The organism is Agrobacterium vitis, from assembly GCF_013426735.1.
Classification (GTDB): domain Bacteria; phylum Pseudomonadota; class Alphaproteobacteria; order Rhizobiales; family Rhizobiaceae; genus Allorhizobium; species Allorhizobium vitis_D.
Window position 1 is genome coordinate 1755951 of sequence record NZ_AP023272.1, and the last position, 11939, is coordinate 1767889.

The 11939-nt window shown below is 57.1% G+C and carries 10 protein-coding genes, 1 tRNA gene and 1 pseudogene; 10 read left to right on the forward strand and 2 right to left on the reverse strand.

Annotated features, from left to right (window positions below; all coding sequences use genetic code 11):
- The first annotated feature begins 82 nt into the window (after positions 1 to 82).
- From H1Y61_RS08070 to H1Y61_RS08110, 9 genes and pseudogenes are all read left to right on the forward strand, one after another.
- Positions 83 to 511 (forward strand): DUF6950 family protein, encoded by a 429-nt coding sequence (locus H1Y61_RS08070; RefSeq protein ID WP_235680860.1) that lies wholly within the window; start codon positions 83 to 85, stop codon positions 509 to 511.
- A complete protein-coding gene (locus H1Y61_RS08075) occupies positions 512 to 5065 on the forward strand; it encodes a phage tail protein (protein ID WP_180574285.1) in 4554 nt (1517 codons plus the stop codon). It abuts the gene before it with no gap.
- 17 nt (positions 5066 to 5082) lie between these two features.
- The gene (locus tag H1Y61_RS08080) at positions 5083 to 5562 is read left to right on the forward strand and encodes a hypothetical protein (protein ID WP_180574286.1); all 480 of its coding nucleotides are present in this window, start codon (positions 5083 to 5085) and stop codon (positions 5560 to 5562) included.
- The gene (locus H1Y61_RS08085) at positions 5559 to 6071 is read left to right on the forward strand and encodes a hypothetical protein (RefSeq protein WP_180574287.1); all 513 of its coding nucleotides are present in this window, start codon (positions 5559 to 5561) and stop codon (positions 6069 to 6071) included. The genes H1Y61_RS08080 and H1Y61_RS08085 overlap by 4 nt, the downstream gene beginning before the upstream one ends.
- Positions 6071 to 6433, forward strand: a complete 363-nt coding sequence (locus tag H1Y61_RS08090) for a hypothetical protein (RefSeq protein WP_180574288.1) — start codon at positions 6071 to 6073, stop codon at positions 6431 to 6433. Before H1Y61_RS08085 ends, H1Y61_RS08090 begins: the two co-directional genes overlap by 1 nt.
- A gap of 16 nt (positions 6434 to 6449) precedes the next feature.
- Entirely contained in the window at positions 6450 to 7055 is a 606-nt protein-coding gene (locus tag H1Y61_RS08095; RefSeq protein WP_180574289.1) for a hypothetical protein, read from the forward strand.
- Positions 7056 to 7058: 3 nt separating this feature from the next.
- A complete protein-coding gene (locus H1Y61_RS08100; protein WP_180574290.1) occupies positions 7059 to 7283 on the forward strand; it encodes a hypothetical protein in 225 nt (74 codons plus the stop codon).
- A gap of 176 nt (positions 7284 to 7459) precedes the next feature.
- A pseudogene (locus H1Y61_RS08105) lies at positions 7460 to 8265 on the forward strand (DNA adenine methylase).
- An 83-nt stretch (positions 8266 to 8348) separates the two neighbouring features.
- A complete protein-coding gene (locus H1Y61_RS08110) occupies positions 8349 to 10052 on the forward strand; it encodes a site-specific DNA-methyltransferase (protein WP_180574291.1) in 1704 nt (567 codons plus the stop codon).
- A gap of 160 nt (positions 10053 to 10212) precedes the next feature.
- On the opposite strand, the gene H1Y61_RS08115 is transcribed toward H1Y61_RS08110, so the two are convergent.
- Positions 10213 to 10288: transfer RNA gene (locus tag H1Y61_RS08115), tRNA-Ile, on the reverse strand.
- A 161-nt stretch (positions 10289 to 10449) separates the two neighbouring features.
- Here H1Y61_RS08115 and H1Y61_RS08120 point away from each other — a divergent pair.
- A complete protein-coding gene (locus H1Y61_RS08120; RefSeq protein WP_180574292.1) occupies positions 10450 to 11196 on the forward strand; it encodes an SIMPL domain-containing protein in 747 nt (248 codons plus the stop codon).
- Positions 11197 to 11255: 59 nt separating this feature from the next.
- Here the strand turns inward: H1Y61_RS08120 and H1Y61_RS08125 are convergent, their stop codons facing one another.
- Positions 11256 to 11894 carry an outer membrane protein gene (locus H1Y61_RS08125; RefSeq protein ID WP_174111325.1) on the reverse strand — a complete coding sequence of 213 codons (639 nt, stop codon included), beginning with the start codon at positions 11892 to 11894 and terminating at the stop codon, positions 11256 to 11258.
- Between the last annotated feature and the right edge of the window lie 45 nt (positions 11895 to 11939).

Below are 11939 nucleotides of genomic sequence, written 5' to 3' on the forward strand. Positions count from 1 at the left end.
CTTGAGCCACTTTGCTCGGCATGAACCAGAGCCCAAAAGACCGCCTTTTCCTGCCGTTCAGCGATCCCGCGAGGTCGCGCTGATGCAGACGCTCGTGCGCTTGAAAGACTGGCGGTCGCGGTTCGAGATAGCGATCGATGAGATCAAAGCCCGACCTTTCGAATGGTATGTGCATGATTGCGGACCAGGCCTTGCCGGCCGGCTCGTCCAGGCGCTGACCGGCGTCGATCTGGCGGCTGGCATGATCGCCAACCCCTACCTTGACGAGGAGAGCGCTGCCGCCATTATTCGCGCGGCCGGGTTCGAGACGCTTGGTGCGCTGGTCGCATCCCTGTTGCCGGAAATCCATCCCAGCCAGGCGCAAATCGGTGATATCGCCGCGATCGCTTACGACGGCCCGATCGGTCATGCACTCGGCGTGGTGAACGGTGAGCGGATCTTTGTGTTGCGACCGCAGGGCCTGGGGACCGTCAGCCTGCTGCATGCCACCATGGCCTTCAGGGTGGGTTAAATGGCGTTCAAAGCCCTCTCCATCCTGCTTTACCTGTTGCTCTCGGCCGATGCGGCTCATGCCGGACCGGTGGCTGGTGCGGTTGCCGCTATTGGCTCGTTTTTTGCGACCGGCATTGGCAGTGTCGTCGCGCGCGTTGCGGTCGGCTTTGGCTTTTCCCTGCTGCAAAAGGCTCTGACCGGCAAAACCAAGACGGCGGCTTCCGGCCAGGTGCTGGAAATCAAGATGGGCGAAGACCAGCCGATGAGCTTTATCATCGGCTCGCGGGCCGTCGGTGGCCGGCGCAAATATATCGGCACCTGGGGCAGCGACGGCAGCACGCCCAATGCTTATCTGACCGACGTCATCGAGCTTGCCAACCTGCCGTCCTATGCCGGCTCTCAGGGGCTGAACAGCATCTGGATCGATGACAAGAAATGCACGGTCGACTGGTCAAAGCCGCATGCGGATGGGCGTGGTTATCCTGTCACCGAGTTTCGCAAAAGCGGCAAGGATTACCTCTGGATCAAATATTACGACGGCACCCAGACCGCAGCCGACAGCTTCCTGGTGGCGAAGTTTGGCGGCAATGCCGATCGGCCTTATGGATCGGACCGCATCGGGCGTGGCACCCAATATATCATTCTGACGGCCCGCTATAATTCCGATCTGTTTTCCGGGATGCCAACCGGTATCTATGAGCCGAAACCGACGCCGTTCTACGATCCGCGCAAGGACAGCACCAATGGCGGCAGCGGTGCGCATCGCTGGAATGATCCCGCGACCTATGAAGCCACGCTCAATCCGATCACCGCCGCCTATAACATCGCCCGTGGTATCTACTACGGTGGCGACTGGTTTTACGGCGGCCAGAATGTTTCCGCGCACCGCCTGCCGAATGCATCATGGTTTGCCGCCGCCAATGAATGCGACCGGACCATCAATGATGCGCCGCAGTTCCGTTGCGGCCTGGAAGTCACGCTCGATACCGAGCCGCTGGACGTGCTTGAGGATCTGCGAATTGCCTGCGCCGGGCGCTTTGCCGAGGTCGGCGGTTTCATCAAGCCGCTGGTCGGCGCGCCTGGCTCTGCCGTTTATTCCTTTGACGATGACGGCATCGTCATCACCAAGGATCAGGATTTCGAGCCGTTCCCGTCCCTGAAATCGACCCATAACCGCGTGACCGGCACCTATCCGGAGCCAGCGGAAAAATGGGCGACGAAAGATGCCCCGGAGAACCGGAACCTGACGCTGGAAGCCGAAGACGGCAATCGTTCGCTGCCGGTTTCCGTTTCCTTTGCCGCCGTTCCCTATTCGGCGCAGGTGCAATCGCTGATCGAAACCATGGTGAAGGAGCAGCGCCGGTTTCGAACCCATGTCGTCACCTTGCCACCTTTGGCAGCGGCCCTGGAGCCGAATGACGTTGTCGCCTGGACCTCGGTGCGCAATGCCTATTCGAACAAGAAGTTTCTGGTGACGGGAAATACCGGTCAGTCCGGCATGTTGCGGCAGGTGGCGCTGACGGAGATCGATCCGTCCGATTACGATCCTCCGGAGACCATCGTGGCACCGGTGATCGGCTGGACAGGGCCGGTCGCGGCTCCGGTGCAAGCGATGACCGGCTTCCAGGTTTCGGCGGGTTCGGTCACCGATAGCGCCAGCCAGCAGCGCCGTCCCGCCATTGTAATCTCCTGTGCAAGTGACCTGGATGACGTTGCCCGTGTCTGGGTCAAGGTCCGCGTCAAGGCAACCGGTGTGATCGTCCTGGATAGCGATGCCAATCCCTATGGCGCGCCCGCCAGTTGGACGCTTTCGGGGAGTTGGTGCCTGGCGCTGACGGAATATGAGGTGCAGGGCAAATTGGTGCCGGTCAGCGCCCGTCAAACGGAGGCATCCGCGTGGATCGCGGTGACCACGCTGAACCTGTCGGAATCGACTGACGTTCTCGACGGTTCGATTGTGTCGTCGAAGATCGCCGATGCGGCGGTGACGGCGTCCAAGATCATGGACGAGGCTGTCACCAATCTGAAGCTCGCGGATGCGGCGGTCGGCACGTCCAAGCTCCAGGTCGAGGCGGTGACGCAAGAGATCCTGGCGGCTAAGTCTGTCATCGCCGACAAGCTTGCCGATGCGGCGGTGACGGGTGCAAAGCTTGCGGCCCAGGCGGTTGACGCGACCAAGTTTGCCGCCAGCATTGAGCCAGTGCGCGTTGTCACCGCGCTGCCGACCAGTCGTGTGTCTGCCTATGTCACGTTTAATGGCGAGGCTTATCGCTGGAATGGTGCTGCCTATGTCAAGACGGTGGCGACGGCTGAACTGACCGGGCAGTTGATCGGCTCGCAGATCGCGGATCTGGCCATTGTCGCCTCCAAGATCGCTGATGGCATTATCACCGGGACCAAGCTTGCCGCCGACACCATCGGTGCGAATAACCTGGCTGCGAACTCCGTCACCGCCAAACAGCTGGTGCTGACCGATTTTACCAATCTTGTACCTGATAACCAGATGCAGAACCCCGGCAGCTCTTGGGTCGGGTCGGGCTGGTCGTCCTGGACGGACCCGTATCTTGGCGGCATGGCTTCCCGGTCGCAGATGAAGTTCGCCTATGTGGCAGGAATGACCGGCTACGGCAACGAGCTGCTCGGCAAGGCGTTTCCGGTCCAAGCGGGTGCGCAATACCGTGTGACCGGATCAGCCTATTCGAACGGCAATCAATCGCCGCTCTTGCGGATAAAATGGCTGGATCGAACCGGCGCCCTGATTAACTACATCGACTTCCTCGTCGGGGATCGCGGGGCCGGGCCGGTCACGGCAACGGTCAATCTGACGGCTCCGACTGGTGCGACGCAGGCGGTGATGGCTGCCTATGTTTGGCGAACGACCACCAACAGCGATGTCTATGTCGGTGGCTTTATCGTGCAGAAGCGCAATGCCGCCGAGCTGATCATTGACGGCACGATCCTTGCCAACATGCTGTCGGCAGGCTCCGTGACCACGGATAAGCTGGCAGCCAATTCGGTCATTGCCGGCAAGATCGCAACGGGCGCTGTCAATACCGACCAGCTGGTTGCCGGTGCAGTGACGACAGCAAAGGTCGCGGCTGGCGCCATCACCACCACTCTGCTGGCGGTCGGGCAGGGCGCGAACTTCATCAAGAACTCCGACTTCTCGGCCGGCATGACCGGCTGGGGTGTGGAATATGCCAACGCCGATCTCGGCAATTGGACCATGACCCTTCGGACCGACACCTTTGCTCCTGTACCCGGCGCCCTGGAAATCCGGCAGGTCAATGGAACGCAAGGGCTTGAGATCGGCGCCACCTACAAAAAGGACGGCTCCAACTACGACTATATCTCTGTGGAGGGCGGCAAATGGTACGAGCTATCGACCTATTACCTTGGTCATCGCTGCAACGGCATCCAGCCTTACATTGCCTTTGCCAATGCGGCAGGCAATGTCCTGGCCTTTGCCAATGCTGGCGTGTTTCCCGCAAACCAGAACATCGATCCGGGCAAACAGCTGTCCAGTTATCAGCGCGCCTGGTTCAAAGCCCAGGCACCGGCTGGCTCGGTCTATGCCTGGATTTTCTTCCGTCACAAGGGAACGGTCAACGGGCAGAACGATAGCTATCTCTGGATCCACAAGCCGTTCTTCGGGGAGGCGACCGCCAATCAGAGCGAACCGACGCCGTGGTCTGCGGCCGGCGTCACTCTGATCCAGAATGGCAATATTGTTGCGGGATCGGTGACGGCTGATAGCCTGGCGGTCAATTCCGTCGTTGCCTCCAAGATCTCGGCGGGTGCGATCACCACCCCTGCCATTGCAGCCGGTGCTGTCGTTGGCACCAGCATTGCTGCATTGACGATCACCGGGACGAACATTGCAGCCGACACCATCGGTACAGACAAGCTTGCGGCCAACTCCGTGACAGCCAAACAGCTGGTGCTGACCGATTTTTCCAATCTGGTGCCGGACAATCAAATGCAGGACTTCGGAAACTCCTGGTCGGGCGCTGGCTGGTATCCTTGGACGGACCCATATGTTGGCGGAATGGCGTCCCGCTCACAGGCCAGATACCCCTATGTTGCAGGTGCGACCGGCTATAGCGCCGAATTGGCGGGGAAGCTTTTCCCCGTGCAAGGCAGCACGCAATACCGGGTGACGGGAACAGCTCTTGGCATCGCCAATCAGTCTCCGCTGTTGCGGATCATTTGGTACGACGCAGCCGGAAACCTCATCTCCTTTATCGACTACCTCGCCGGGGATGTGGGGCCAGGGTTTCGCACGGCGACCGTCAATGTCACATCGCCCGCAAACGCCCGGCTGGCCCGGATGACGGCTTATGTCATGCGGACTACAACAACCGGGGACGTCTATGTCGGCGGCTTCGTCGTCAACAAACGTAACGCCGCCGAACTGATCGTCGACGGCGCGATCACCGCCAACCAGCTCTCGGTCAACAGCCTCTCCGCCATCACCGCAAACCTTGGCACCGTGACAGCCGGTGAGATCCGCAGCTCGAACGGCAAGATGATCATTTCCCTCAACGCAGGCACGATCCTGATCACCGACTAAACGGACTGGAGATTTCCATGAGCAACAGACTGTCCATCACACCGGGTCGGATGATCGTCACCAAGGAAGGCTATGACGCTGCCGATCTTTCCGTCGCCGATCAAAACAAGGTCTTTGACAGCAATTGGGGCTTTACCGGCCTGATCATCGCGCGGGGGCAGATCACCGATCCCGCGCCAAGGTATAGTAGTGCTGACGGCGATCAGTACGTCACGGCTACAAATACCTCACTAACGATCACATTCCCGACCGTGGGTTATGCCCCTGCCGCGTATGTTTTTCACGAGTACACGCCTCGTTCCAATAGCTTCCAATCGCAAGGCATTGGCGAGATCCGATGCACGGCACCTTTGGGTGGGAACCTTGGTGGCAGGGGCGGCGTACCAGCCACCATAGAAGACGGCATCATCACGATATTTCGCGGCCCTGCTGTCAACGGCGTATACGCACGTTGGCCTGGCATTATCCGATACATCGTATTTGCGATCTCCCAATGACCAACAGAATTCATATTGGCAGCCTGAACGGCGAAGTCGGCATCTTCATCAGCCAGCCGGGCGATGATGTCTATGCACCAACGAAAAGCAGATTGATGGATACGCGATTTGAGACGCTGGACCTGCACGTCAAGGGCAGCGTCAATATGCAGAACATCTATTACAATTCATCGACGCTGACAGCGACGATCTACTATTCCGAGATCAGTTTCCCGGATCTCGGCTACACGCCGATCTTCCATGCGTCCTTCTACAATCGCCTGAGCGGACTTTCCGATCTGCCGGTCGGCAGTTGCTTTTACCCCACCATGTGGGGGCAGAACGACCTTGGCAGCTCGATGGTCAATGCCAAAAGCGCCAGCGACGGTCAAAGCTCAATCCTGCGCTACACCGGTGCTTGGTTGCTCAACAACACCACGCTGCGGGCGAAGGTGGTGATCCTCGACACGTCGAAGGACACCAACAGATTTCAGTTCTGCTATATGATTTTCAAGAACAGGGCTGCGTGATGACCAACAGGATCTTCATCGGCCAGAACGGCAACAGCTATCAGATCCGGGTGTCGAAAGCGGGCTATGATGTCACCACCGTCACCGACCCCACGCAGCTCGCGTTCTATGAGACGCTTTCCGGCCTCGTACCCTTTGAGCAAGGGCTGGTCACTGTCGGATCGGGTGCGACAGTCACCGTCACGCTGACCGGCACCTATACCTATTACCCGTTCATCGTGCTGCGCAACAACCTCAATCAGGTGCCGGGCAATTGGTATTACGCGCGCCTCACGCTCTCCAACAAAACCCTCACCTTCAAGAACAATTACAGCGCCAGCATGGTGATCAAATACTGCGTGTTCCGCGAACTCGACTGGTAACGAAAGGACAACCAACATGTACAATATCAGCAGCATGTATGAGGCCATGGTGGATGGCGTCATCGTGGAAGTAACTGCCAACCGCTCCAGCCGATGGGCAGCCATGGCCGCCTGGTGGCTTGGTCGCCAGCAGATCCTCAATGCCCGCACGTTTTGGTATGGGGTCGCGGCTCACATGACTAATGGCCTGACCTCTGAAGAACAACAGGCCATCCAGGACCAACTGCTGAGCGACGAGCGGGCCTATCTCTCTGCCGTCACCGAACTGCCTGCCATCCCGGACTTCGTTGCCAGCACGGTGGACGGCTGGGTCAATGTGCCGATCTCCGACGAGACGCTGAAGGCTCGCTATCAGCTGGCCATCCAGCAGTTTATGAACGCCAAGGCGCGCGAGCGCGGCTATGACAGCCTGACCACCGCCGTCACCTACGTGGGCGACAAGCACGCGACCTTCGCGGCCGAGGCCGCAGCGCTTAAAGACTGGCGGTCCGATGTCTGGGTCTATTCCTTGGCAGAGCTGGAGAAGGTGATCGCCAAACAGCGGCCGATCCCGACAGTCGCGGATTTCCTGACCGAGCTTCCAGCCTTCTCCTGGCCCGATGCCCAAAGCGGGGAGGCTTGAGCCATGAGCATTCTCGAAACGGCGCTGCGTGAGCGCAACAAGATGCTGGAACAGCAGGCCGATCAATATGCGGGTGCCGTCGATAGCTTGTCGAACCGGTTGGCAGAAGCATTGCGGCGGCTGGCTCCGCAAGATCCTGATTATGTCAGGGGTGAAGCGCCGGACTTGGTGCCAGCCGAGGTTTTCACTCCAATGCCTTCGTCCGAGGACCATTCGGAAGCGTCCTAAAACGCGATCCGGCTGGGGCCTTGGAAGGTAGCAGCCGGGTGGCCGGGGTGTTGCAACGCACCCCAACGACGGGCCTAAGATTGGCGTCCAAACCCGTCCGACAGCAGAAAACGATAACTGTCGCACCCGTACCCTGCAGGGCGGGGACTGTGTGACTGAGTCGTGAGATTTTTGAAATGGTGAATCATGAAGCCTTCCGGCCCGTCCCCAATACTCAGCCGCCGGCCGCCTGGATCGGCGGCAAGTGCAGCCTGGCACCGCGCCTGGTCAAGATGATCGAGGCAATACCACACCAGACCTATGCCGAGCCATTTGTCGGCATGGGTGGTGTGTTCTTTCGGCGCGGAATGCGCCCAGGACCGAGGTAATCAACGACCGCAGTGGCGAGGTCGTGAACCTCTTCCGCATTCTTCAACGGCACTATCCGCAGTTCATGGATACGCTCAAATTCCAGATCACCAGTCGTCGTGAGTTCGAGCGGCTGAAGGCATGCGATCCGGCAACGCTGACCGATCTCGAGCGGGCCGCCCGGTTCATCTATCTCCAGAAGCTCGCCTTTGGTGGCAAGGTCTCGGGCCAGACCTTCGGCGTCCAGCACGAGGGCAGCGCCCGGTTCAATCTAACCCGGCTGGCTCCACTCCTGGAAGATGTCCACGAGCGCCTCTCTGGTGTCGTCATCGAGAACCTGGACTGGTTGGCCTTCATCAACCGTTATGACCGGCCCGGCGTGCTGTTCTATCTCGATCCGCCTTATTACGGCTGCGAGGATGATTACGGCAAAGCGCTGTTTGGCCGGGATCAGTTCGAGGTTCTTGCAGACCGTTTGAAGGGCCTTCAAGGCGGCTTCATACTGTCCATAAATGATCGGCCGGAGATTCGTGAGATCTTCGCGGGGTTTCAGGTTGAGGGTGCGGAGTTGTCTTACTCGGTGGCAGGTGGGAAGGGGACTGAGGCGCGGGAGTTGATTTTCAAATCGGAGTAACGGTGCATAGCTCTCGATCTGCAACTTTAGAATTTCATTAACTGTAATCGTGCACTCTTTGTTGAGGTAAATGGGGCGGACAAATGAATCAACTTTGGTTTGGGGATAATCTGACGATTCTTCGGGAAGAAATCGCCACGGAAAGTGTAGATCTTGTTTATCTTGATCCGCCATTTAACAGCAGTGCCAACTACAATGTCTTGTTCAAGACGCCGACCGATGATGCTGCAAGCGCGCAAGTTGAAGCTTTTCGAGACACCTGGACCTGGGGTAACGAAGCGCAATGGGCGCTCGATGAAATCATGCATTCAGGCGGTTCTATTGCCACGATCATCCACGCCTTGCATACGGCGCTAGTTGAAAGCGATATGATGGCTTACTTGGTTATGATGGCGCAGCGCATTTCCGAGCTGCGGCGCGTACTCAAGCCCACCGGATCAATCTATCTTCATTGTGATCCTACAGCTTCACATTATCTAAAGATAATATTGGATGCGGCATTTGGGCCAAAAAATTTCCGAAACGAAATTAGTTGGCGTCGCCAATCAGCCCATAACGATGCGAAGCAAGGTCGAAAGCAATTTGGTAATGTTCGCGACGTGATCCTATTCTATACAAAAAGCAACGTGTGGAAGTGGAATACCCAGTACACGCCATACGACGAAAAATACGTCAAGGATTTCTACAAATACCGAGAGCCCGAAACGGGGCGGCTATTTAGGCTGAGTGACCTCACGGGTCCTGGTGGTGCTGCAAAGGGCAACCCGTTCTATGAGGTTATGGGAGTGGGCCGCTATTGGCGCTTCAGCAAAGAAAAAATGGAAAAATTAATAGAAGACGGCAGAGTCGTGCAATTGAAGGAAGGGGCCGTTCCTGCCCAAAAGCGCTATCTAGATGAAATGCCGGGTGTCGCTTTGCAAAATGAATGGTCTGATATTAAGCCTGCTTCAGGTCGTGAGTCGTTAGGATATCCAACTCAAAAGCCAATCTCTCTGCTGAAGCGTATTGTTGGAGCATCAACTGATCCGGGAGACGTTGTTCTCGATCCATTTTGCGGCTGTGGAACCACGGTTGCGGCCGCTCAGGTATTGGATCGAGAATGGATTGGAATTGATGTTGCGTTCCATGCGATCAAGGTGATTGAGGAACGGATTTTGGAGCAATCACCAAACGCAAAGTTTAGCGTGGGAGGAATACCTAGGGATTTCGAAAGTGCTCAACGTCTAGCACTAAAAGACAAATTTCAATTTCAATGGTGGGCGAATTATCTGGTTGGTGTGCAGGCGCTCAAGGAAGTCAAGAAGGGGCCAGATCGCGGAATTGATGGTCAAATGTACTTCATGAACGGACCTAGAGGCTGGGGAAGAGTTCTGACCTCAGTAAAGGGCGGGCAGCACGTCGGCGCAAAGGATGTTAGGGAATTCAAAGCAGTTGTTGATCGTGAAAAGGCTGAGATGGGCCTATTCATTTGCCTTAACGAGGCTACACGAGAAATGAATGCCGAGGCTGCTTCGTTTGGCTTCGTTGATACCGCACATGGGCATTTGCCTCGGCTGCAGATTGTTACCATCATCGAATGGTTCAAGGGAAAGCGACCAACTTTGCCGTCTCTTGGTCACGTATCTCGGGAATTTTTTGAGCCGGAGAAGAATCGTAAGCCAGTAAAGATAAAACGCCCGGATCCGAATGCTCCAGAGTTTCGTTTCACGTTCCCCGGTACGAAGACGGACGAAAACGTGGTCGTACATTTCAATCCAAGCGCGGTTACCAAAAAAGAGCCGGCTTAAACTCTCCGTTCGCTGCTGAATCAGTAGTTTCCTAGAGACGCCTTAAAAAGCGCTTTCGATCGAGGTTTTTGAAAATTTCATTTTTCCGGTTCTTGGTGTCAAAATTCCGGAAGTGCGCGGCGAGCTACATCCGCGGCGAGCTACATACAATAAAAAAAAATGGTGGGCCTGGAGAGACTCGAACTCCCAACCAAGCGGTTATGAGCCGCCGGCTCTAACCATTGAGCTACAGGCCCGGCAGGCGCTGGGGCCGGCGGTGGGGTTGGCAATGGTTCCAACGTCCATGGTGACGCTCTAGCGGAAAACGTTGGGTGCGACAAGTGTTTGCCGCAATGGTTTTGCAATAGGGTGTTTAGAGTGAGGTTGAGCTATCAGAAAGCGGAGCTTGGGAGACGAGATGGTGAATTTGGGTGCGGTTTTTGGCCTGGGGCGGTTTGGTTTTATGTTGGCGTCTCTGGTTTTTGTTGCTCCGGCCATGGCGCAGGAGCCGTCGCGTCCGGAGGCGGTCATCAATGTGTCGGGTGAAGGAGAAGTCAGTCTGGCGCCGGATATGGCTTTGATGCAATTGGGTGTCGTGACTGAGGCTGCCGAGGCTGCCCAGGCGTTGAAGGACAATAACGAGGCTTTGGCCAAGGTGTTGAAATCTCTTAAGGACAAGGGATTGGCGGATCGCGATTTGCAAACATCTGGCTTTCAGATTACGCCGCGCTATCGGCAGGAGCCGGAAGACAAGGCCGATAGCCGCCCGCCGGTGATTGAGGGCTATTCCGTCAGCAATGGGCTGACGATCCGGGTGCGTGATCTGTCCAAGCTGGGCGGGGTAATCGATACGTCTGTCGGGCTTGGCGTCAACCAGGGTGGAGAGATCCGCTTCACCAATGACAAGCCGGAAACGGCCATTGATGAGGCGCGCAAATCCGCCATGGCGGATGCCTTGGCCAAGGCGAAAGTGCTGACGCAAGCGGCTGGCGTTAAGCTTGGCCGAATCATTTCCATCAATGAAAATTCAGCGCGGCCCTTCGAGCAGGGCATGATGATGAAAGCCAGCATGGCCCGGGATATGGCGCCCGCCCCAACGCCGATGGCGGCGGGTGAGAATACCTATCGCGTCACTGTGAATGTCAGCTTTGCATTGGAGCAATAGTCAGCAATCACAAAAAAAGCCCCGGTCGTTAAACCGGGGCTGATGTCGGAGGCAGTCTATCAGAATTTGATACCGATGCCGAGATTGACGACATTCTGCTTGCTGTCGAAATCGATGCCGCTGATGTTCTTGGTGCCGTAATCGTTGTAGCGATATTCGAGGCGGGTAAAGATGCGGTTGGTAATCGCATAATCGACACCAGCGCCGATGGTCCAGCCGTTCAGGGTCTTGTCGAAATCGCCAGCCGAAGACTTGATATAGGTTCTGTCTGCCGTCCAGCCGCCAGCCACAAACAGCAGGGCGCGGTCAATGGCGTAACCGGCGCGGGCGCGGGCAGAGCCGGAGACATCCATGCCCACCTTGACGCCGGAATAGTTGTTTTCGTTCCAGTCGTAGTTCACATCGGCTTCTACGCCGAGAATCACGTTGTGGCCGACATCGAAATTCCAGCCGCCAAAGCCGCCAATGCGGCCGCCATCGAAATTATCCGAGAGCGATGCGCCGCCCTGCGACAGTGTGGCATCCAGCCAGCCGTAACCACCGTAAACGCCGATATAGCCGCCTGCCCATGAAAACGCCGCAGGGGTTTCAACAGCAGCAGGAGCTGTCGGAACCTGGTCGACTGCATCGGCGGCCATGGCAATGCCTGCTGATACGAAGAGGGTTGCAGCGGTTGCAAGGAGGGTCAGTTTGTTCATAGTCGTCTCCACTCGTTTAATGAGTGAGTGAGATATAATCTATTC

Bases quoted from the DNA above. Each gene is read 5' to 3' on its own strand.
- H1Y61_RS08070 (WP_235680860.1), top strand. From the start codon at position 83: ATGCAGACGCTCGTGCGCTTGAAAGACTGGCGGTCGCGGTTCGAGATA.
- H1Y61_RS08075 (WP_180574285.1), top strand. From the start codon at position 512: ATGGCGTTCAAAGCCCTCTCCATCCTGCTTTACCTGTTGCTCTCGGCC.
- H1Y61_RS08080 (WP_180574286.1), top strand. From the start codon at position 5,083: ATGAGCAACAGACTGTCCATCACACCGGGTCGGATGATCGTCACCAAG.
- H1Y61_RS08085 (WP_180574287.1), top strand. From the start codon at position 5,559: ATGACCAACAGAATTCATATTGGCAGCCTGAACGGCGAAGTCGGCATC.
- H1Y61_RS08090 (WP_180574288.1), top strand. From the start codon at position 6,071: ATGACCAACAGGATCTTCATCGGCCAGAACGGCAACAGCTATCAGATC.
- H1Y61_RS08095 (WP_180574289.1), top strand. From the start codon at position 6,450: ATGTACAATATCAGCAGCATGTATGAGGCCATGGTGGATGGCGTCATC.
- H1Y61_RS08100 (WP_180574290.1), top strand. From the start codon at position 7,059: ATGAGCATTCTCGAAACGGCGCTGCGTGAGCGCAACAAGATGCTGGAA.
- H1Y61_RS08110 (WP_180574291.1), top strand. From the start codon at position 8,349: ATGAATCAACTTTGGTTTGGGGATAATCTGACGATTCTTCGGGAAGAA.
- H1Y61_RS08120 (WP_180574292.1), top strand. From the start codon at position 10,450: ATGGTGAATTTGGGTGCGGTTTTTGGCCTGGGGCGGTTTGGTTTTATG.
- H1Y61_RS08125 (WP_174111325.1), bottom strand. From the start codon at position 11,894: ATGAACAAACTGACCCTCCTTGCAACCGCTGCAACCCTCTTCGTATCA.